26 protein-coding genes and 1 pseudogene are annotated in these 21,520 nt (G+C 50.3%); 7 read left to right on the forward strand and 20 right to left on the reverse strand.

The features are described from left to right. Positions 1-100: 100 nt before the first annotated feature. Both KB235_RS14590 and KB235_RS14595 read right to left on the reverse strand, forming a co-directional pair. Positions 101-1,114: a LacI family DNA-binding transcriptional regulator gene (locus tag KB235_RS14590; protein WP_211779994.1), complete on the reverse strand. Its 1,014-nt coding sequence runs from the start codon at positions 1,112-1,114 to the stop codon at positions 101-103. 146 nt (positions 1,115-1,260) lie between these two features. Beyond that, entirely contained in the window at positions 1,261-2,133 is an 873-nt protein-coding gene (locus KB235_RS14595) for a TetR/AcrR family transcriptional regulator (RefSeq protein WP_131472853.1), read from the reverse strand. Between the two features lie 154 nt (positions 2,134-2,287). Between KB235_RS14595 and KB235_RS14600 the strand changes: the two genes are divergently transcribed. Next, positions 2,288-3,781, forward strand: coding sequence for an MDR family MFS transporter (locus KB235_RS14600; protein ID WP_211779995.1), 1,494 nt, complete (start codon positions 2,288-2,290; stop codon positions 3,779-3,781). Positions 3,782-3,824: 43 nt separating this feature from the next. Here KB235_RS14600 and KB235_RS14605 read toward each other — a convergent pair whose 3' ends face one another. Next, the gene (locus KB235_RS14605; protein ID WP_034807873.1) at positions 3,825-4,469 is read right to left on the reverse strand and encodes a plasmid pRiA4b ORF-3 family protein; all 645 of its coding nucleotides are present in this window, start codon (positions 4,467-4,469) and stop codon (positions 3,825-3,827) included. A 185-nt stretch (positions 4,470-4,654) separates the two neighbouring features. Here KB235_RS14605 and KB235_RS14610 point away from each other — a divergent pair, with 185 nt between their 5' ends. Further along, positions 4,655-5,272, forward strand: coding sequence for a glucosaminidase domain-containing protein (locus KB235_RS14610; protein ID WP_211779996.1), 618 nt, complete (start codon positions 4,655-4,657; stop codon positions 5,270-5,272). 149 nt (positions 5,273-5,421) lie between these two features. Here KB235_RS14610 and KB235_RS14615 read toward each other — a convergent pair whose 3' ends face one another. Both KB235_RS14615 and KB235_RS14620 read right to left on the reverse strand, forming a co-directional pair. Beyond that, on the reverse strand, positions 5,422-6,513 hold the full coding sequence (locus KB235_RS14615; RefSeq protein ID WP_211779997.1) for a HAMP domain-containing sensor histidine kinase: 1,092 nt from the start codon (positions 6,511-6,513) through the stop codon (positions 5,422-5,424). Next, positions 6,453-7,180 (reverse strand): annotated as a pseudogene (locus KB235_RS14620) (response regulator transcription factor). The gene KB235_RS14615 and the pseudogene KB235_RS14620 overlap by 61 nt, the downstream one beginning before the upstream one ends. A gap of 243 nt (positions 7,181-7,423) precedes the next feature. Here KB235_RS14620 and KB235_RS14625 point away from each other — a divergent pair. After that, entirely contained in the window at positions 7,424-7,888 is a 465-nt protein-coding gene (locus KB235_RS14625; RefSeq protein ID WP_211779998.1) for a DedA family protein, read from the forward strand. Position 7,889: 1 nt separating this feature from the next. On the opposite strand, the gene KB235_RS14630 is transcribed toward KB235_RS14625, so the two are convergent. Both KB235_RS14630 and KB235_RS14635 read right to left on the reverse strand, forming a co-directional pair. After that, positions 7,890-8,903 carry an ABC transporter permease gene (locus tag KB235_RS14630; RefSeq protein WP_211779999.1) on the reverse strand — a complete coding sequence of 338 codons (1,014 nt, stop codon included), beginning with the start codon at positions 8,901-8,903 and terminating at the stop codon, positions 7,890-7,892. Continuing rightward, positions 8,896-9,624: an ABC transporter ATP-binding protein gene (locus KB235_RS14635; RefSeq protein WP_211780000.1), complete on the reverse strand. Its 729-nt coding sequence runs from the start codon at positions 9,622-9,624 to the stop codon at positions 8,896-8,898. The genes KB235_RS14630 and KB235_RS14635 overlap by 8 nt, the downstream gene beginning before the upstream one ends. A gap of 172 nt (positions 9,625-9,796) precedes the next feature. On the opposite strand from KB235_RS14635, the gene KB235_RS14640 reads away from it, so the two are divergent. The 4 genes from KB235_RS14640 (at position 9,797) to KB235_RS14655 (ending at position 13,626) form a co-directional block, all read left to right on the forward strand. Next, a complete protein-coding gene (locus KB235_RS14640; RefSeq protein ID WP_114166598.1) occupies positions 9,797-10,399 on the forward strand; it encodes a TetR/AcrR family transcriptional regulator in 603 nt (200 codons plus the stop codon). A 123-nt stretch (positions 10,400-10,522) separates the two neighbouring features. After that, positions 10,523-12,025: a phytoene desaturase family protein gene (locus tag KB235_RS14645; protein WP_211780001.1), complete on the forward strand. Its 1,503-nt coding sequence runs from the start codon at positions 10,523-10,525 to the stop codon at positions 12,023-12,025. Between the two features lie 137 nt (positions 12,026-12,162). Further along, positions 12,163-12,888 (forward strand): hypothetical protein, encoded by a 726-nt coding sequence (locus KB235_RS14650; protein WP_211780002.1) that lies wholly within the window; start codon positions 12,163-12,165, stop codon positions 12,886-12,888. Positions 12,889-12,897: 9 nt separating this feature from the next. Then, on the forward strand, positions 12,898-13,626 hold the full coding sequence (locus tag KB235_RS14655) for an AAA family ATPase (protein WP_211780003.1): 729 nt from the start codon (positions 12,898-12,900) through the stop codon (positions 13,624-13,626). Positions 13,627-13,871: 245 nt separating this feature from the next. On the opposite strand, the gene KB235_RS14660 is transcribed toward KB235_RS14655, so the two are convergent. From KB235_RS14660 to KB235_RS14720, 13 genes are all read right to left on the reverse strand, one after another. Continuing rightward, a complete protein-coding gene (locus KB235_RS14660; protein ID WP_211780004.1) occupies positions 13,872-14,357 on the reverse strand; it encodes a hypothetical protein in 486 nt (161 codons plus the stop codon). Positions 14,358-14,372: 15 nt separating this feature from the next. Then, positions 14,373-14,852: a hypothetical protein gene (locus tag KB235_RS14665; RefSeq protein ID WP_211780005.1), complete on the reverse strand. Its 480-nt coding sequence runs from the start codon at positions 14,850-14,852 to the stop codon at positions 14,373-14,375. A gap of 57 nt (positions 14,853-14,909) precedes the next feature. Next, positions 14,910-15,704: an SMI1/KNR4 family protein gene (locus KB235_RS14670; protein WP_211780006.1), complete on the reverse strand. Its 795-nt coding sequence runs from the start codon at positions 15,702-15,704 to the stop codon at positions 14,910-14,912. Continuing rightward, a complete protein-coding gene (locus KB235_RS14675) occupies positions 15,704-16,183 on the reverse strand; it encodes a hypothetical protein (RefSeq protein WP_211780007.1) in 480 nt (159 codons plus the stop codon). The genes KB235_RS14670 and KB235_RS14675 overlap by 1 nt, the downstream gene beginning before the upstream one ends. Further along, a complete protein-coding gene (locus tag KB235_RS14680) occupies positions 16,183-16,674 on the reverse strand; it encodes a hypothetical protein (RefSeq protein ID WP_211780008.1) in 492 nt (163 codons plus the stop codon). The genes KB235_RS14675 and KB235_RS14680 overlap by 1 nt, the downstream gene beginning before the upstream one ends. A gap of 278 nt (positions 16,675-16,952) precedes the next feature. Beyond that, positions 16,953-17,426, reverse strand: coding sequence for a DMT family transporter (locus KB235_RS14685; protein WP_211780009.1), 474 nt, complete (start codon positions 17,424-17,426; stop codon positions 16,953-16,955). Between the two features lie 12 nt (positions 17,427-17,438). After that, entirely contained in the window at positions 17,439-18,107 is a 669-nt protein-coding gene (locus tag KB235_RS14690; protein ID WP_211780010.1) for a Crp/Fnr family transcriptional regulator, read from the reverse strand. 6 nt (positions 18,108-18,113) lie between these two features. Further along, complete coding sequence (locus KB235_RS14695) at positions 18,114-18,539, reverse strand: DMT family transporter (protein WP_211780011.1); 426 nt, start codon at positions 18,537-18,539, stop codon at positions 18,114-18,116. A 15-nt stretch (positions 18,540-18,554) separates the two neighbouring features. Beyond that, the gene (locus KB235_RS14700; protein WP_246514264.1) at positions 18,555-19,481 is read right to left on the reverse strand and encodes a DMT family transporter; all 927 of its coding nucleotides are present in this window, start codon (positions 19,479-19,481) and stop codon (positions 18,555-18,557) included. A 123-nt stretch (positions 19,482-19,604) separates the two neighbouring features. Then, positions 19,605-20,087: a hypothetical protein gene (locus KB235_RS14705; protein ID WP_211780012.1), complete on the reverse strand. Its 483-nt coding sequence runs from the start codon at positions 20,085-20,087 to the stop codon at positions 19,605-19,607. A 2-nt stretch (positions 20,088-20,089) separates the two neighbouring features. Next, the gene (locus KB235_RS14710; RefSeq protein ID WP_211780013.1) at positions 20,090-20,545 is read right to left on the reverse strand and encodes a hypothetical protein; all 456 of its coding nucleotides are present in this window, start codon (positions 20,543-20,545) and stop codon (positions 20,090-20,092) included. A gap of 17 nt (positions 20,546-20,562) precedes the next feature. Beyond that, entirely contained in the window at positions 20,563-21,045 is a 483-nt protein-coding gene (locus tag KB235_RS14715; protein WP_211780014.1) for a hypothetical protein, read from the reverse strand. An 11-nt stretch (positions 21,046-21,056) separates the two neighbouring features. Further along, positions 21,057-21,518 carry a hypothetical protein gene (locus KB235_RS14720; RefSeq protein ID WP_211780015.1) on the reverse strand — a complete coding sequence of 154 codons (462 nt, stop codon included), beginning with the start codon at positions 21,516-21,518 and terminating at the stop codon, positions 21,057-21,059. Positions 21,519-21,520: the final 2 nt, after the last annotated feature.

The following is a 21,520-nucleotide window of genomic DNA, read 5'->3' on the forward strand; positions in this document are numbered from 1 at the left end:
AAAGCGGTTTTGATTCGAGGTAAATGATTTTCGAAATCGCTCTCTCCTCTCCATTCCGCTGAAGCGAACAAAGCGACTTCGAAACATCATCGTGACTTCTTTACTTTATAATCGGTGCGCATGACGCCCGTTCAATCAAGCGGACTGGGATGACGCGTCGTTCCGTGCGTCGTTCTTTGGCCGTCATCTGTTCAATCAACAGCTCGGCCGCCGCTTCCCCGATTTCGTCCGTATCTTGACGAATCGTTGTCAGCTTCGGAGTGATGTACTTGATCATCTCGATATCGTCGTAACCGATGATCGAGATGTCTTCTGGCACCCGGAGGCCATGTTTATGAACGGCTTCGATCGCGCCGATGGCCATTTGATCGCCTGCGACGAAGACTGCTGTCGGCGGTGCCGGCAGTTGTAATAACTTCTCCATCGCCTGCTTGCCTTCTTCGACCGAGAAGAACCCGGCGTTGACCAAGTAACCTGGTTGAATCGGTAAGTCGAGTGCGTGCATCGCAAGCTCATACCCTTTCACCCGGGCCGCACCGGCGTCAATCGACGAATCTCCGGCGATATGCGCGATATGGCGATGTCCTAACTCGTACAAGTAGTTCACAGCCATGCGGGCACCTTCCGTGTTGTCCGAATAGACGACGCTACAGTTGGCGCTGTCCATATCGACCACGACGATCGGGATATCGCTTTGCATGAGCTCTTGCACTTGCTCGTCCATCCGGTCCGAACAAATAACGACGATACCGTCGACTGCTCGATGTTTGAAATGTTCGAGATAACTCATGTCACGGTTGCGAAGGTTTCGAGAGGCGAAGATTAAATCGTAGCCGTGTTCCTCGGTCGCGTGACGGAAACTTTCAATGATGCCGTTAAAAAATGGATGTTTCATTCCGACTTCGTTCGCTTCTGAGAACATGACTCCGATCGCCCACGATTTTTTCGTCGATAACGACTGTGCGTGTGCGTTCGGCAGATAATCCATCTCAGCCGCTGCTTGTAATATTTTGGCTCTCGTCTTTTCGCTGACGTCCTTATAGTTGTTCAACGCTTTGGAGACCGTCGTAATCGAAAAGCCGGTTTTTTTAGCTAAATCATAAATCGTGCCCATGTCATTCTCCTCTTCCCGAAAGCGCTTTCGGCAATCTGATTGTAGCGCATGAATTTGTAGGAATCAATTCTTTTTCGTGGAATATTTTGAGATTTGTTTTCGTACCGTGTTTCTTCTATATTAACGGATAAAATCACTTTTTGTCGTTAGTGTGTCCGCGTGTATAACCAAACGAGGTTCGTGAACTTTTGAACTTCCGTCTCTCCCGTCTCACCTTTGAACAAACGTTGGAACGGTTTCAGCAATTGTTCAAGGACGATTTTCCGGAGCCGGTCTTGATGGAGCTCGTACGTGATTGCTTCGAACAAATCGGCTTGTTCCTCGGTCATCTTCACGTGCTCATGGATGCGCGCCGCCATCCCAATCAACTCATCTTTCGTGACGAGGTTCTTATCCGTCGTCCCCCGCATTTGATCGACAGTGACCGGGTTCAAGATATGTTCTCCGGTGTCGACCATACGCGCCGCCATCAACTCGACGTAGGCGTACAAATTACGAATCAATCGCTGAATCGAGTAGGCCGTGTTCGTGATGCGAAGTGTGAACAGGATATGTTGCAACATCCCGTTGAAGAGCACTGTCAACTCGACCGAATACGGGCGAATCTCTTCCCCGATAATTTCCGTCAGGCGCATGGCGAGCCACTCGATCTCATAGACGCGGTGTTGTAGGACGAGCTTTTTCAATTCAGGCTCATTCGCTGACATAATCGACTCGAACAAGGCGTGGAGGTTCCGCTCCTCGTTCAATTGAATGAGAATCGAAATCTGCTCGATAAAGACGTCCTTGTCGCGCTTGTCACGTCCCATCTGCATCTCAATGCGGCGTTGTCCAGCGTCATAGCGCAAGTTCTCGAGAATGTTGGCGACACAGTCCGTCTTCGAGGCGAAGTAGTTATAGAACGTGCCTTTTGAGATGTTGGCCCGTTCGATGATTTCTTGGACCGACGTCTGCTGCACTCCGTTCTCAATGAACAAAGCCATCGCGACGTCAGCAACTTTTCGTTTCTTATCTTTCATATATTGATTGCTCCGTTCTGTCTGGTTTCTGGCTTAAGTATACCATTTTGAACCGACAGTACAAAATGGTTGATTTATTTGTACGCCGGGTATAAAATCACTACATCGACACTTACTAGTATATAACTATTCAGAACATAAAGGAGCAATTCGTATGAAACCAGAATTCCAAAAGAAACCGCCGTATCTCATGCTCGCGGTCCTCTTTGTCGGGGCGTTCATCGCTTTCTTGAACAACTCTTTACTTAACGTCGCGCTCCCATCTATCATGGTCGATTTGGAGATAGCCGACTACTCGACCGTCCAATGGCTCGCGACCGGCTTCATGCTCGTGACGGGCGTGCTCGTTCCAGCATCGGCCTACTTGATCACCCGATTCTCGAACCGTGGTCTCTTCATCACGTCGATGGCGATTTTTGCGCTCGGGACGGCCATCGCCGCCTTCTCTCCGAACTTCGGTGTCTTACTCGCCGGTCGGATGATTCAAGCGGTCGGTGCCTCGACGATGGGACCGCTCTTGATGAACGTCATGCTTGTCAGTTTCCCGCGTGAAAAACGCGGAACGGCGATGGGGATTTTCGGTCTCGTCATGATTTCAGCACCAGCGATCGGACCTACGCTTTCAGGTTACATCGTCGAATACTACGACTGGCGCGTCTTGTTCGAGATGATTCTCCCGCTCGCCCTCATCGGTCTCGGTCTCGCCATTTGGAAAGCTGAGAACGTCATGGTCCAAAATAAAGAGCAATCGCTCGACTATTTGTCACTCGTCTTATCGACGCTCGGATTTGGTGGCGTCTTGTACGGTGTCAGCTCGGCGAGTTCAGACGGCTGGGATAACCCAATCGTCTTGACGACGATGATCGTCGGGTTCGTCGCGTTGATCGCCTTCGTCATCCGTCAGCTCAACATGGAGAAACCGCTCCTCGACTTACGGGCATACAAATACCCGATGTTCGCGCTTGCTTCGATTATCGCAATCGTCAACGCCGTCGCCATGTTCTCCGGGATGATTTTGACACCGGCCTACGTCCAAAGCGTCCGTGGCATCTCGCCGCTCGACTCGGGGCTCATGTTGCTACCAGGTGCCATCATCATGGGGATTATGTCCCCAATCACAGGGAAACTGTTCGATAAGTTTGGACCGAAGTTGCTTTCAATCACAGGTCTCACCATCACCGCAATCTCAACGTACATGCTTGCCAACGTCCAACTCGACTCGACGTATGCGTACATCGTGACGACGTATACGCTCCGCATGTTCGGGATGTCGATGGTCATGATGCCGATTTTAACTAACGGTCTTAATCAGTTGCCAACGCATCTCAACCCGCACGGGACTGCCATCAACAACACTGCCCAACAAGTGTCGGGTGCGATCGGTACGGCCATCCTTATCACCGTCATGAACTCGGTGACACGGACCGAAGCCGAATCGCTCATGACCGGCTTCGACCCAGCGACACTCACCGAGAGTGCGATGGGTGCGTTGACACAACAAGCGTTGCTGTCAGGGATCCAGTATTCGTTCTACGTCGCTCTTGGGATGAACATTTTGGCGCTCATCTTAGCATTCTTTGTGAAACGGGTCGATGTTAAGAAATTCGACTTTAAAGAAGATGCAGAAGAGCTCAAAAAAGCGAATTAACACAACAAGCCGTCCTATTTGATTAGGACGGCTTGTTTCTGTCTTATTTCATTCGCTTCACTGTCACATACTCTTGTAACAGGAAATTGATTTTATTGACTTGATACGGTTGTACATCCTTTGACGCTTCCACATACTCCTCGTGTTGCGGATGAGATGTATCGTTTAAGATGTCTTGAATCATCTGATTCCCAGCCATTCCTCCGACATCTTCAAACGGCGTCTCTCCTTCCCACTCTGTCACCATCGGATATGGATACGGGTAGTTGTCGACGACTTGTTCAAGCGTTAGTTGATGTTGCCACTCCTCGCCATAGTCGTACGTATAGTAGAGTGTTTGATGAGACTCGATAACACTCGGAAGCTTCACGTTTTTCATATCCCGAACCGTCACTTGTTTGAAGCGTTCTAATAGGCCCTTTTCAAAATCACTCAGTTTTGACTGTTCCTTCAAATGTGCGAGGCGACTTTTGTGTTCATACACTTCCTCAGGGTTTAACACGAACCGGAGCGTCGGCTTTCGTAAATCATCTTCGAACTTCGCCAAGTGTGAGTCGTCCCACCACATCACGATTTGAATGGCATCATGAAGTCGTTTGAAGTTCGTCTCGGCCGGGATGATAAAGCGGCGCCATACGGGGGTCGGGCTGTCCAATAGTTTTATTTGAAATTGATATGCTTTAAACATAGATTATGATCCTCCTAGTTTCGTTTTGGCCGTTTCACTTGAACGTGACAAGCCGACAACCGATTCGCCCATTTTTTGTTCATGTAAATTGGATTTTATTCCCTCTTCCTGAAAATGAAGCAACCAATCTGATTATTATATGGTATTATTTGTATAGTTTGTTGAATCGAATCGGAGGCCTCTTGATGAAAAACATACTTGTCTGCTGTATCACCTGTCTCATGATTATAACTTCGTCCTTCACCTTTACAATATCAGTTGAAGCCGCAACAAAGAAAGAGAATCGTGCTATTATGGGAACGTCGGCATTAAAACCGCAACAAATGGCAGATTACGTGAAAACGAAAAACCCTAAGAATGTGCGTCTTCATGGCACGACGGTTGAAGAACTCGCTAAACTGTTCATCATTCTAGGTGCCCAAGAAGGCGTCCGCGGAGACGTCGCGTTTGCACAAGCTTTGAAAGAAACCGGCTACTTTCGCTACGGCGGAGACGTGCTTCCGAAGCAGCATAACTATTCAGGAATCGGCACGACCGGTAAAGGTGTCAAAGGTCATTTCTTCCGTTCCCCGCATCAAGGAGTGCTGGCTCAGATTCAACACCTGAAAGCCTATGCCTCAAAAGATAACTTGAATTCGACGCGCGTCGACCCGCGTTTTCATTACGTAAAACGGGGATCGGCGACGACATGGCCTGCCCTTCATCGCAAGTGGGCGATGCAACCTTCAGGCAATTACGGCAACGAGATTCTCTTTATTTATAAAGAGATGGGACAGACAAAACTCCGCGTCGCCAAAAAATGAACGAACTATAATGACTTACAGGGGTGAAAGATAGTGACTTGCCATCAAGTACGGATGTATAGCGGGCTCGCGCTTCTCGTTGCGGGCATCGCTTTACTCCTCAAACGCTAATAAGCATCCGAGCAAATGCTCGGATGCTTATTTTAGTCTCACTTGATGAAAAAACATGCTTCAAAACAAATCCGGTCTTCTCCTGAAGCATACGCTGTCAACGTGCCGTCGTGTAAAATCATGATTTGACGGGCAATCGACAGCCCGAGCCCGTCCCCTGGTGTCTCGCCACGTGATGCGTCCACCCGATACGTCCGGTCAAACAAATGGTCAATCGACGCAATCGTCCGGGGTGTCGTCTCATTACACAGTCGCCATAAGACATGCTCGTCTCGTTCAACGAGTTTCAGTTCAATCAGTCCATCCGGTGCCGCATATTTCAATGCGTTCGACATCAAGTTCTGAAAGACGCGAATCAGTTGGTCTTGATCAGCTTCGACGTATAAGTCAGGCTGTACATTGACCGACACACGATAGCCTGCCTCTTCAAACAATGGACCCATCTCGTGGACGAGCTGTGTCGTCAACAGACTGATGTTCATTCGCTGTTTCGAGAGCGTCACTTGTGACGAATACAACCGGTTCACGTCCATCAACTGATCGAGCAATCGTTCGAGTTGTGCCGTTTTCTCATTCAACACATTGAAATGACTCCGTTCGACGTCCGTCATGACGCGTTCGCTTTCAAGCAATTGCAGATAGCCGCGAATACTCGTCAGCGGTGTCCGTAAGTCGTGGGACAGGTTCGAGAACAGCTGATTTCGTTCCTCTTCATGGGCCCGTTCCCGCTCAAACAATTCTTTTAATTGAGCGGACATTTGCGTGACATTCCTTGCGAGGGATGCAAGTTCGTCCTGGCCTTTCAAGTCCACGGTTCGATCAAGATCCCCGTTCGCAATCTGTTTAATCTCATCTGATAAATATGTGATTTTTCGTAGCGTGGTTCGCATCATCAATGAAAAACCGATCACAAAAATGATAATCGTAATAAACGTCACGCTCAGAAATGCCAGATTGGACGTCAATGGTTCCGGCGTGGTTTCATTTTGAATATAATACATACTGATCGAGTAGCCCATAATTAAAAACGCGATCGTCGCGATGAGTGCATTGATTAAGATGATTCCAATCAACTTGACGAGTAATCGGTCCCACTGTCGCTGTCTAATAACCGGTAACCCGCGCCCCAAACCGTCTTGATATACGACGGTTTTCGTGGTGTGTCTTCAATCTTTTCTCGAATTTTAGTGATATGCACCATCACCGTATTATCGACCTCCAACGCATCTTCGCCCCACACGGCCTCATAAATCTGTTCGACCGTCAGCACTTGATTCGGATGTCGCATGAAATAGGCAAGAATATCAAATTCTTTCGGCGTGAGACGAATCAGCGTCTCGCCTTTTTGACATTGTCTCGTCTGCACATCGAGCGTCAACTCTTGAAACATGAGTTTTCCAGACTGGGTCGCTTGATGTGCCCCATAGTCACGGTAGCGTCGGAGCAACGACTTGACCCGAAGCGTCACTTCGAGCGGATTGAACGGCTTTTTCATATAATCATCCGCTCCGAAAGAAATCCCTTGCATCAAATCCAAGTCACTCGTTTTAGCCGTTAGCATCAAAATCGGCATGAACTGTGTCTTCCGAATTTCGATACATGCGGAAATGCCGTCCATGATGGGCATCATCCAGTCTAAAACGAGCAAGTCGATCGGTTCATGCGCGACGACGTCGAGCACTTCTTGGCCCGTCTTCGCAAACCGAAGTACATATCCTTCATTTTTTAATAAATTGCGAGCAGCTCGCGAATGGCCTCGTCGTCATCCGCAATCAAAATGGTTGGTTGTGACCGCATGTTCTTCTTCCTTGCCTGAATACGCGTTACACGTATGTTTATGAACGACCTCATCAGTCGTCTCGGTCAAACCTAGCGTAGCATCTTTTTTCTGATTCTGTTCAGTCCACCTGTCTATTGATTATGAGTACAGCGCGGGGATGACAACGATTTCTGTGGGACTTCTTAAGATTTCTTAAGATGACGCTAAAAACTCCTTACGTTTGTCAGGGGATACTAGACAAAGGTAAGGAGTGAACGAATATGGAATTATTGACGCAATACGTGATGCTCGCCGTCGGCATCATGTTTACCCCACTATCAGACGACGTATTAATGATTACCCATCTGACCGTCACGCCTTCTGGTTGGGCGCTCTTCTTCACGACGTGGGTCGTCTTCACGCTCGCGTTCAGCTGGTTTTATCTTGTCGGTCGCGGCCTGCATCACGTGATTCCATCTTCTACGCGTAATTCCCGTTATTTGAATCGGGCGCAGTCACTCTATGAGAAATATGGGTCACGGATTGTCCTCATCTCTTATTTCATTCCCGGCTTGCGCCATCCCCTCCATTACGTGGCCGGTTTCACATCGCTCAAGTTTCGGACGTATGCGCTCTATAACGCCATCTCGGCTTTTCTTTACACCGGGGCCTGGTTCATCGTAATTCGCTTTGCCGGACAGATACCAGCATTTAAACAGTTCCAAGATTGGGTGCTCGCTTTATGACTCAATGCCCCCGATACTTCCCGAGCGCTCGCATGTTGAGCAAGTAGAGTACCCCGGCATAGACAACCAAACCGAGAACGTAGACCCAGATGCCAGAGAAGCCGCTGCCGTACACCATCACTTCTTTAATCGCGGTCGCCCCGTAAAAGATCGGCATGATATAGCTCAAGTTGCCAAGTCCGTATGGAATCAAGTCGAGCGGGATTAACCCTGAAAAAAACACTTGCGGAATGATCGTGAACGGGATCATTTGGACTACTTGAAGCTCAGAACGAGCGAACACTGAAATCGTCGCACCGAACAAGACAGCCGTCCCCGCCATTAAAATCATCACGAGAAATACCCAGCCGATATTGCCGAGCGAGGTCAGACCGAGCACGTAAATCGTATACAGAACGATGAGGACGGACTGAACGACCGCAAATACGCCGTAGCCGAGCGTATACCCTAAGATGACCTGTCCACGTTTGATCGGTGTCATCAGGAGACGTTCGAGCGTGCCACCGCTCCGCTCTTTGACGAGCGCCATCGCGGACAGGATGAAGACGAAGAAGAACGAGAACAGTGACAAGAACACATAGCCGAACGAGTCGAACGTCGATTGTCCTTCTTCCCCATATACATAGTTCATCTCGATATCAGCCGCCGGATTCAATGCCGACAACGCCGCTTGAATCTCCCGTACCGCCTTCGAAGATTTCGTCGACGGTTCCCGGAGTGTGATCGTCGTTCCTTCCTGCGTCGCTTCAAAAATCGCATCGACGTCTTTATTGTCTTCCAAATAATCGAACGGGCCGTCGACCGTGTCCAACCTGACATCGAGCGTCTCGGCTTCAAACGCTTCGACGAGTTGCGTTTGCGCGTTGTCATCGAGCACGACGACCGGCACGTAATCCGAGTCCCCGAGGAGAAAGTAAACGAGTGTCAAAATGAGGAGCGGTGCGATCAAAATCAAGGCGACACTCCGTTTATCGTTGAGCGTCTGAAAGATGACGCGCTTCGCCAAGTTACGCATGATCCGTCCCTCCTTCACGACCAGCGATGAGGAACAGTTCCTCGACGCGACCGTTCTCCGTTTGGTCTAACAGATGCGGCACGGTGTCGTAAGCGATCAAGCGTCCGTTATAGATGAGCGCGGCCCGGTCACACTCGAGCACCTCATCCATGACGTGCGTCGAGACGATGATGGTCGTCCCGCTCTCACGAATCATCTGGAACTGACTCCAAATCTGACGGCGTAAAATCGGATCGATCCCGACCGTCGGCTCGTCTAAAAACAAGACGTCCGGTTGATGGAGGATGGCGATCGCGAGCGACAGCCGTTTTTTCATCCCGCCCGAGAAATTTCGGACGAGTTTTTTGCGGTCGTCCGTCAAATCGACGAGCGTGAGCACTTCCTTGATGCGTTGCTGCAATGTCGTCTTGCCGAGCTTATAAATCGAGCCAAAAAACTCCAAGTTCGCCTCGGCCGATAAGTCATCGTACAGCCCGTCGTTTTGCGGCATGAAGCCGATGTTGTGGAGCATGTGCATGTTCGGCATGACCGTCTCCCCGATTCGAACCGAACCTTTATCTGCGGCTAAAGCGCCGATCATCAGCCGGATGAGCGTCGTCTTCCCCGAACCGGACGGACCGAGCAGGCAACAGATGTCCCCTGAGTTGATGGTAAAGCCGACGTGGTCGATGGCCAATTGGTCACCGAACGATTTACTGATGTCGTTCAGTTGAATATCCATAACGATTCTCCTTTTCGATGCTCGATTCATGTACACTTGACTAATAGACACCGTGTTGGTTTATAGACTCAGTATAGGCCCCCGTCGACAGCCCAACAATCGGCAAGATCGGCCAGCGTGTCGGTTATCAGACAGTTTCCAATCATGTGTTGGATAAAGGAGAAAATTTCAGATGGGACATGTTGATTTGCGCATCATACGAACGAAACAATTGATCAAGACGGCTTTTTTAGACTTGATTGACGAGCATGGGTTCGAGTCCGTCACGGTGAAAGCCATCACCGAACGGGCCGGCATCAATCGCGGGACGTTTTATAGTCATTATGTGGATAAATTCGACTTGATGGAGAAGTTGATTGAAGTGATTTTTCACGAGGCCGAACGCAAACTGGTCAAACAGATTCCGCGCGTCTTCGGTGACCAGCGCGGACCGGCCGCTCATGAGCTGCTCGTCCCGTTCATCCGTTTCATCGAAGACAATAAGATTTTGATGAAACCACTCCTTGGACCGAACGGCGACCCTCAGTTTCAAGCCCGGCTCCGGTCGTACATGCATGCGGCGCTGTTCCATCGTTCCCCGACGGTCTTATTCGACGCGACGAAGGCGCTCGTGCCGGCCGATTATTTAGTGTCTTACATCTCATCGGCCCATATGGGTGTCATTTACGAATGGCTCTATAGCGACCGTCCCGACACGGCCGAGGACATTGCCCGCATCATCTATACGATCACGTTCGAAGGGCCGCTCGTCGCAGGTGGCCTCCGTGCACATTGAAACTTTTACCGTTCCCTCCTGTACGTTAATATTTGGATAAAATACTTCTCAAATGGGTATGTATACGGAGAAGAATGTCTTCGGTTCATAAAAATTAACTGGCGAAAGAAGGGCGGCTCGTCTATGCAAAACGTGAACAAGTCTGTGATTGTGATTGGTGGAGGGCTCGGGGGAATTTCAGCAGCCATCTCACTTGCGCAAAAAGGATATGATGTCTCCTTATATGAAAAGAACGATCATATCGGCGGGAAAGTGAATCGGCTCGAACAGGATGGGTTCGGCTTCGATCTCGGTCCCTCGATTTTAACGATGCCGCAGATTTTCGAGAAGCTGTTCGCGGGCAGCGGCAAACGGATGGAAGACTATGTACCAATCAAACGGCTCGACCTCGAGTGGCGTTCGTTCTTCCCTGACGGCACGGTGCTCGATCTCTATCATGATTTGGACAAGATGGAGCGCGCCAACCCGACGCTGTCGCGAAAAGACATGCATGAGTATCGCGAACTGTTAAGATATGCCGAGCGGATTTACAACACGACGGAGAAGGCATACTTGAAAGAAGGGTTCGAATCGCCGCGCGAAGCGGTCGCCAAGAACGGTCTTTTCTCGACGTTGTTCGGCTTCGATTTGACGTCGACGATGTACGACGGGATTGCCAAACGAATCAGCAACCCACATTTGCGGACGATGCTGTCGTATTACGTGAAATATGTCGGCTCATCCCCGTACAGCGCGCCGGCCGTCCTCAACATGATGATTTACATGCAGCACGCGCAAGGCTGCTGGTACGTCGAAGGCGGCACGCACAAACTCGCTGAAGGATTGACACGTCTCGCGGAAGAGACCGGTGTGAAGCTCCATACCGGTCAAGGCGTCGTCCGGGCGCATACGTTGAACGGTCAACTGACGGCGATTGAACTCGAGGACGGACGGCTCCGTTCGGCCGACTATTTCGTCTCCAACATGGAAGTCATCCCGTTCTATCAAAAGATGGTCGAGGCGGATGAACAATTCGTCGACAAGCTCGTTGAAAAATATGAGCCGGCCAGTTCTGGTTTCGTGCTCCACCTCGGGGTGAACAAAGAGTACCCGGCGCTCGGCCACCACAACTTCTTCTTCTCGGAGAACTTGCATGAACAGATGGACAAGATTTTCGAGCAGCATCAGTTGCCGGACGACCCGACGATTTACTTGGTGAACGTCAATAAGACCGACCCGACACAAGCACCGGCCGGGCACGAGAACATCAAAATTTTGCCGCACATCCCGTACATCCAAGACGAGCCGTTTACTCCTGAACAGTACGCCGCATTCGAAGAGCGAGTCCTCGATAAGCTCGAGCGGATGGGCTTGGACGGCCTGCGGGAACATACGGTGACGCGCGACGTCTGGACGCCGCATGATATCGAGCGCACGTACGGCTCGGACCGGGGCGCGATTTATGGGACCGTCGCTGATAAGAAACAGAACGGCGGCTTCAAGCACAAGAAGCAGAGCGAGCTGTACGACAACCTCTACTTCGTCGGCGGCACGGTCAATCCCGGGGGCGGCATGCCGATGGTGACATTGAGCGGCCAGCAAGTGAGTGATAAGATCGCGAAGCGTGACGGGGTCGTCATGAGCTGAATAAGGGAAGAGTTCTCATTCATACGACTGAATGGGAGCTCTTTTTTTGCATCCGCCTCAAACTTGAAACTTTTTACAATTCCTTTCCGTATACTGCATAAAGGTATAGAACACTGACAACATATCGGGAGGAAGCCATGCATCAAATTACGAGTTTTTTCTTTATGTACGCAAAAGTCGTCGTCACCGATAAGATTCCATTCATCTGGACACTCGGGATCCCACTCATTATCGCCTTGACGCAGTCGTTTTCAGATATCCGCCAAGCGACGACAGCGGAATACTACCCAGGACTCTCTTATTTCTGGGTGTATATTATTCTTGCTACATATGTGAACGGTGTCGGTATAGAACTCGCTCGCATGCGCGAATATGGACTGATGAAAACGTACGTGATGATTTCCGGGAACAAACTGACGTATGTCATCGCCGTCATCTTAGCACAGCTATTATTCGCCTCCATCAGCCTGCTTTTATTCACAACGGTCGTCACACTCGTACACGGGTTCTTCTCGTTCAAGTTGATTGCAACGTCTCTACTCGTATTGATTGGGAGTATCCCGTTCGCGGTTGCTAGTGTCGCCATCACGGCACTTCCAGTGAAAGTATCGAGTCTCGGGACGTTCGCGAACATTCTGATGTTTCCGCTCTTTTTATTGGCAATCAACTCACCTTATCAATGGTTCAGCTTCCTCAACCCGTTCTACGCGCTCCATGAATTCGCGCTCGGATTGCTGCACCTGACGACTCAAGTCGAACTCTCGTTTGGAGTATGGGCGACATTCCTTTCCGTACTCGGTTACTTCATCATCGGTGCGATTGCGTTGAAACGCTTCAGTCTCGTCTCACTCATCACACGCTAGGAGGAACTTATGCACATTCAACAGTTGTCATATTGTTATCCGAAAGCCAAACGTCCCGTGCTCGACGACGTCTCGTTCACGCTTCACCCTAATAAGATCAACGTCTTAATCGGCTTGAACGGTGCCGGGAAGACGACGCTATTCGACTGCATGACCGGCGCACTCCCGGTCGATCATACGTCGCTGTCGCTCGTCCCCTCGACCGACATGCTCTATTTGACGCAAAACATTCTATACTACAACGAACTGATCGGAAAAGACCTCGCCTACTTTATCGGACGGTTGTCCAAACGTCCCGATTTCAAAAAACTCGAGTCGTATGTGAACGGACTCTCGACCTCTCGAGAGCAAGAGCTGTTCGAACACTTATGGAAGATGAAACTCGGGAAAATGTCTGTCGGGGAGCGGAAGTGGTTGTTCGTGACGTTGCTCGCTTCGGTCAAGCGCTCCCTCTATCTATTCGACGAACCGACGAGCGGGGTCGACCCGGCATCGCGGATCCACATCATGCGGCGGTTGCACCGTCTCGTCCAAGACGGACGGACGTGCCTCATCTCGACGCATCAGCTACATGACCTCTCACAATTTGACGCACATGTCATCTTCATCCACGCGGGACGTGTGTTATACGAAGGCGACTTCCAAGACTGGTTGCGCGCCTCCGAGACGACCGATCCGGACGAGGCGTTCGTCGCGATGGTCGAAGGAACGATGAATGATGTGGCGGTGAATCGATGACCGACTCATTTTGGGAACGACACCGCTTCAAATTCTATACGATTGGCATGGTCATCTGCGGGATATTGGTGGGCATGTTTTCATAAGAAGAAGCATCTGACACGACGTCAGATGCTTCTTTTAGTTGCCTGAACTCGATTTTCCGATAATCAGCTTCAATACAAGAATGACTCCGCCTAACATGACAGCAAAGGTTCCAAGCGACCAGAGCATGTCAAACACTCGTAGATCCATCGTCTTCCTCCTTATTTGAGCTGACGTTTCGCTTCATCGCGATGCGCCGTCCGCAGCTCATGGTTCGTCACGTGCTCCGGGTCAATCAACTCGATTTTCCGGTTCACCCATACTGACAAGAAGATGAATGGGATGAACAAAGCGAGTAACATGATCGCGAAGACGACGAGTGACCCTTCAATCGCCCAAACGATGGCGATGAAGATCCCAAGCAAGAGGACGTTCGCGAGCACGATGCCAAACTCGAGTCGCACGAACTTTTGATAGCGCGCGTCGTCATTGAAGGTGAGCAGCAACTTCATGCGGTGCCACGCCCGATAGAGGCTCGGCAATTGCGTCGCCATGATGATGATGGCGAATGTCGCGAGGGTGATGTCTTGCGTAAAGATGAAGTAAAAGGCGATCCCTAAAATTGCGAACGTGAGCAAGAGCGCCGTCCGGTTCACCTTTCGGTCGTTCTCGACCATTTGTTTCAGCCGTTCATGTTTATTAACCATAGTTAGGTACTCCCATCATGATGACTTTCGTTTTTCGCGCTCGAGTTGCGCCTTGCCGAGCTCCGTCGCGGTCACATGCTCCGGGTCAATCGTTTTCAACTCACGGTCGATGCGAATCCCAAGCGTCAAGAACGTGATCAGACCGACGATAACGACGATGACGAGCGTGAGTAGCGTGATCCACCCGAGCATCGAGCTAGCAATCAACAATAAAAGAAACACGATGTTCCCGACGGACAAGCCAAACTCGGACCGTACTTTTTGTTGGTAGCGAGCATCGTCGTTGAAGGTGAGCAACACCTTCATCCGATGCCACCCTTTATACAGCACAGGTAGCTGTCCAACCAAGATGATTGGCAACAGCAAGAGGACGTCTGTCACCCAAAAATACACGATGAATAGTGCTAGGAAGCCGAGCATCGGATACCACGTATGTTTTTGTCGCTTCTGGTCGTTCTCAAGCATCCGTTCTAGCCTTACGGTATGATCAACCATCCAATCCCCCTTATCAAACCTCATTACCTTCTTTTACGAAAGAATCGAAGAAAAGTTTCACTCGAACGGAATGTCATGCTCGACGATATATTTTGTCTCCTCGTAACTTTGTTTACTGAACGAGTCGTCGTTCTGCCGGAGTGCCTCAAAAAAGGCTTCGAGTGATACGTCATCTTGAAGATTCCGCATAAGAATCAAATGTTGGATTGTATTGATTGCCGTGACTTGGAGTGTCTCATCTTTCATCCACGTCAGTAATTCCGCGACAAGCTCATCTGCGCCAAGCATGTCGACTCCATTCAACCACGTGTTTGCACCCTGCGCCTTTTCAAGCTTATCTGCGCTATATAGTTGGCGTCGAGCATAATCGATCAACATTTCACCTTCAGCGAGTCCGGTGAACGGCTCAAAATCAACCGTCATGAGCGCTTCACTAAATTGACTGAACGAATCGAACAAGACATCGATCTCTTCCGTATCCGTATCGATATAGGCAATCTTAGGCGTCGTTCCTTCACGATAATCGAACGCGAGAAAAAAATGTCCGTCACCGGCGAAGGCAATCAAGCGCTCGTCCTCGACACCCCATTCGGTTAACAAGGCTTTCGATTCAATTAACCCATTATGTAACCCGACCCCCGAAATCGAATCGACGAGGGCGATGTCCTCTTGTCCGTTCCAGATGATCGGCAAGTCCCGTTGCTCGATATAACCTCCGTTTTGAGTGCGAAGCGCATCGAGATAATCGTCCGGCAGCTTCACCCCGAGCCGCGTCTCCACTTCCTTCAACACTTCTTCCGTTAATGTGGGCAACCGATTTGGGTCGTCCGGTGTATCGTTCCAAATGATCATTAGTTCCCTGCTTTCTTCAATCGTCTGTATTGGCGAATATCTTGATTCGTCACATGCGCTGGGTCAATCTTTTTGAGTCGCTCATTCACCCACCATTCAAAATAAAGACAAGGCAAGACGATTAGCGTACCAAACAATGAATACGTGACGTGTTGAAAATTTTGAATGACTGTACCCCAAATAAATATAGCGAGCCCGATGACCGTCATGAAAATGATTAGAAAGTTGATTCGAACATATCGGCGATACAGCTCATCCGAACTAAAGCGAAGCAATAGCTTCATCCGCAACCAGCCCCATAAGATCAGTGATGCGTAAATGACCAAAAAGGCTGCGAACACTTGCATGTTCGTTAAAGTGTAACGACTATGGAGATAAAACGAGATCAAGATGATGATGGCGACCAGGAGACCGAATAAACGAATCGAGACTTGTTCAAACCGCATCAATTGAAGCAAGCGACTTTTATGCTCAACCATCATTCATTTTCCCATTTCTGCTTCAAGCGCTCCCGTTTCGTAAAGCCAAGCAAGCTATCCGCGACATGCTCATGATCGATCCGAAGCAAGCGGGTATCAAGCCATGTCTCAACCACTAACATGCCTGCAATCAACATCGCCGACAGTCCACTGAATACCGGCAATGCGAAGTATCCGGATACATACCCAAACATCAGACCAAGCATACCCCATAACATCGCAATCACGATGACGCCTTTCGCCTGAATCAATCGTTGGTAGGAGCGATGCTCATTGAATGTCAAAAGTGTACGTGTCTTCTGCCACGTGACAAAACTGAGCGGGACAGCCGTCATCATCAAAAAGGAGAAGACTGCAAGCATTGGCAATGATGCATTGGTATAAATCCACCACCCCAGTCCTAGTCCAGCCGTGGTTGCCCATAACAAATTAAATACACCTTTTTTCGGGCGCTTCTGTAACTGCTCGATTCGTTCTTCTCGTGTCATCATCATTTGTTCCTCCTTGAAACCAATTCGGACCGTTTACCGTACATAGGAGTAGCATACCAATAATTAGGAGGTATTTCGATGGATATTCTCATTTTAGCTATCCTACTCGGCATCGTCGGCTGCATTGTGACCCGTTCTTATACCATCTACCCATCATCGTTTAGGGACCGCTCCCCCGTTCAGGCCCAGACCTCGCTCACAATAAAATGCCCGCATTGCCAAACCATCGTCAAACGGCAGGAACACGGGCAAACTTGTTCAACTTGTCGAAAATCCTTTTAGACGACTTGCTTTGCTTTTTGGTGGGCCGTCTCTTTCTTCCCACTCAACTGAAACAACAGTACCCCGCCGACGATCAACACGATGCCAAGCGCTGTCTTCCACGTGAGCGGGATCGCTTCGAGACCGAACCAGCCGAGCGTGTCCCATAGGAGCGCGAACAAGATTTGCGACACCATGACGATCGAGATGGCGTGGCTCGGCCCGAGCTGTTGGACGCCTTGCGTCACGCTCATGACGACACCGACCCCGATGATGCCGCTGAACCAGTACCACGTCTCCATCCCCGTGACAGTGAACAGACCCAATCCTTCACTAATCAATCCGACGAGCAGTGACGCCAAGAAGCCGAGGGCGAGCACGAGCGTCGTCGTCGCCCACGCACCGACCTGTTCTTTCACTTTGGCGTTAAACGTATTTTGCACACAGACGAGCATGCCGCCCATGACCGCGAGCATCATTCCAAGTGCCATGCTGTGTCCTCCTCATTCATAAATACTCTCCCCAGCAACGGCAATCAACCCGGAGCGATCCATGATTGCAATCGATCGACGATCCCGTTCAATCAATCCCTGCTCGACGAACCGCTTGAGCGTCCGGTTGACGTGGCGATAGCTCGTCCCAATCAAGTCGGCGATGTCGGTCAACTCATCGACGGTCGACCCGAGCGTCGTCTCTTCCGGTGTCATCGACAATAGATAACTCGCGAGTCGCACATCGACCGGATAGAACAAGTTGAAACTCATCGACTGCGACTTCATCTCGAACTTCTTCGTGATTCCTTCAAGCAGATAATGCAGCCACGTCACGTCGTCTTGGGCGTGACGCGCGACATCTTCGAAACGAACGACGAGCATCTCGACCGGCGTGACCGCCTCGACCGTGTTCAAGAACGGCGTGCGGCGAACGTATTCGATGTCGCCAATCAAGTCGAGCGGATGTTTGAACGACAAGACGAGCCGTTTCCCGGCCGCCGACGTGTGGGCCACCCGAATCTTTCCACTGACTAGAAAGTGGAGCTGCTCGGCCTCAGCGCCTTGGATACAAATCGCCTCTCCCGGTGCGTAACGGACGAGTTTGAGATGGGGACGGACGGCTAAAGGGAGCACCTCATTTAGTCCATATTGCTTCATGTAACGGTCAATCTGTTCCATCGTACGTCATCCTTTCAATACGAGAATCCCGACAATCATCATCACGACTCCGAGCAGTTGCGTCCGGTTCAAGTCCCGGCGCAACATCCCGAACCAACCGCGCCAGTCGATGACGAGCGCGAGGGCAAGCTGGGCAATCAAGAACAATGAGATGGTGAGGGTAACGCCGAGCTCATGCACGGCCGTCATATTGCTGAACAAGATGAACGCGGCGAACGCACCGCCTGACAAATAGAGCGGCTCGACGCGACGCATGTGGACGTATGTTCGGTCGCGGACGAGAAGCATGATCATGAGCGCGACAAGGAAACCTGTCAATTGCGTCAACGTCGCAGCTTGCCACGTCCCGATACTTGAACTGATGCGAGCGTTGGCGACGCTCTGTAGCGTCAAAAAGAAGCCGCCACTGATGGCGAACAGTACTCCGCGCATGTTGTCTTTCCTCCCTTACGATAAACGGATTAGCATGATCCCGATGACCATGACGAGTAAACTGACGAGTTGAATCCCAGTGACCGGGTTCTTGGCGGCACCAAACCAACCGAAGCGGTCGATGAGCAGGCTCCCACACAGCAAGCCGACAATGACGATGACGACGGCGATGCCAGTGCCGACCATCGGCACGATTAAGACGTTCCCGCCGATGAACAGTGCCCCGATGATACCGCCGAGCCAAATCCACCACGGCTGACCGCGTAGCCCGCGCCATTCGACGCTCGGGCGTATCAAGACTAAAATGAACAACAACAGAACGATTCCGACGACAAACGAGACGAGCGCCCCTTTCAAGGCCGATTCGAGCACTGTTCCTAAATAGCCGTTGATGGCAGTCTGTGTCGCGCTCATCATCCCGGTCGCAATCCCGACGAGGCGCCAAGCGTTCAAATTTTTGCTTCCTGTCTGTAACGAGACGACGAGTTTGCCGCGACGACGGTTAATCCAGTCCGTGAGCGCGACCGTCCCGACGACCCCAAGCAACACGAACAAAGCCCCGAGTACACGCCACGGCGTGAGGACGTTGACGGTTGAATGGAACCAGCCGAAGTGGTCAATCAAGAGTCCCATCAAAATCTGTCCGAAAATCGGCATGATGACGGTCTGGACGCTGCCGAGCCTCGGGAACAAGAGGATGTTCCCCGTTAAAAAGATGACCCCAAACAAACCGCCCGACCAGATCCAGAGCGGTTCGGTACGAAAAAGCGATGAGTCGATACCGAATGACTGACCGGTGAGGAGTAACGTAATTGATAAAAACGTTAGCCCCACGGCGAACGACAGAAACGATGCGACGAACGGTGACCCGAGAATCGAACGCAGCCGGGAGTTCGCGCTCGTCTGTATCGGCAACAAAATGCCGATGACGAGTCCAATCACAATGGCTAATATAGTCTCTTCCTCGATTCTCTCTATATACTGTGTACGTGTTAAGCTTACTCCTCACACACTTTAGCATAAAGGACCGATGTCCTGAAATGTGAAAAAGACGAGTTCCGACTATCAGGAACTCGTCTTTTGGTGTGTACGGCGCTCCGTTTTCGCTTCGTCGAACATCCGATTCGTGACGTGATGTTGATCAAATGTCAGAACGATTCGGTTGACCATGTATGAAAACAGTAACCCGCCAATCGTCCCAGTCCCCAACATGACCAGGAGTGGCCAAACCGTGAGAAGGTCGGTGTGATGGGCAGCGAGCAGACAGATAAACAGCAAAAAAATGAACCATTCGACGATGAAATCACTGTAAATCCAACGTCGATAGCGAGAATCCGAATTAAATGTCAGCAACACTTTCGTCTTGCACCACGCGACACATAATTGCGGCAAATACACTGCAAATAGGATGAGCGGTAAGTAAATCGATGTCTGATACGAGATGAACGCGACAGCGATTAAGCTGAAGAAAAGTCCCCAGTAGCGCCAGTGCCACGTCGCATCCTCATGCGCGAATAATCGCTCGATTCGTTCTTGTTTCGTCAGCATGTTCATTTCAACCCATTCGCCGTTGCCAATTCAGAGCGGACCGGTTGAGCTGTATCCGCGCTTTGGACAGTTTCATTGAAGCGTTTATACAGAAGGGATAGCAGGACGGCAACCCCAATGATGAGAACCCAAGTCCACAAAGGGGCCATCAGTTTATAACTCGCCACACTACCGACGATAAAGGCGTACCATCTGCTTAAAATCCGATAGACATTCCGCGTCGCCACTCGTGCGCCGTTTTCATCCGATAGACGAGCGAACGCCTCTCCTTCTTTCAGCAAATATACGATTGAACCGCTGGCGAACAAACCCATCAACACTAAGCCAACCCACCAAATTTGATCCGCGAGCAACGTGACAAACAATAGTCCAGGGACAGGAGCGAATAGCATGTCTCGCCGCCGCTTCTTTTGCTCACGGTATCGGTTCATTTCGTCAATCCGTTGTTGTTTCGTCATACGATTCCATTCCTTTTCTAATCATTGATTCTGTCAAGTCGACGCTTCAGCTTCTCACGATTGGCTTTAGCCAGCATGTTTGACGTGACGTGTTCCGGGTCGAGTTTGAGCAGTTTTCGATCCATCCACAGCGGCAACAACACAGACGGTGGTGCCCCGATGACCATCGCCCACATTAACACGTCCGGATGAATCTGCCCCGTCAAAAACAGGGTGATGAGACTGAACAACGTGAGGAAGGTAGCTACCAAGATAAAGAATTGTCCTTTCACGAGACGCCGATATGTCCAGTCGTCATTGAACCGAAGATACAGGACGGTCTGTTTCCATTCGAAAAACAGTGTCGGCACAAGACTGGCCACCGCAATCATGCCAGAATACGTCGTGTGCATCATGAAATAAAGCGCGCTCACAAAGATGACGACACTGCTTCCAATCATGAAACGACGATACGTCGTGTAGATTTGTAACAATGCCTCAGTCCGGGCTTCTCGATCCATCTCATCCCTCCTCAGTCTCTGACGTTGTCGAGCCGTATCTCACGAAGCATCGGATGCTCCGGATCGATGTTCATCAACCGCTCGTCTTGCTTTCGGATCAAACGATACCCGACATAGATGACACCGACCGCTACACCTAATATCCACGCGTATGTCCACCCTAGCTTAAGCGTCAGGGCAAACGACAAAAGGAACAGGACGAACAGCGCAAAGACGAATCCGTTCCGACGGACGATCATCGTTTTGGCTTCCTCTTGCTCGGTCAACTCGGTCTCGAGTCGGTTCGCCTTGAAGAAGATTCCACCTAATAGCAACAGACAGACGAGTACGCCGGCCACGTACCAACCATTCCATGAATCCGATTGAATCAATCCGACGAGACAAAACACCATTGGAAACGTGAGCAGACTTTGAAGAACGACCGTCTTTATATTCGTTTTATATATCAGATTGATGCGTTGTTGCTTGGTCATTA

Origin of the sequence: Exiguobacterium alkaliphilum (assembly GCF_018138125.1) — a bacterium.
Taxonomy (GTDB): Bacteria; Bacillota; Bacilli; order Exiguobacteriales; family Exiguobacteriaceae; genus Exiguobacterium; species Exiguobacterium alkaliphilum.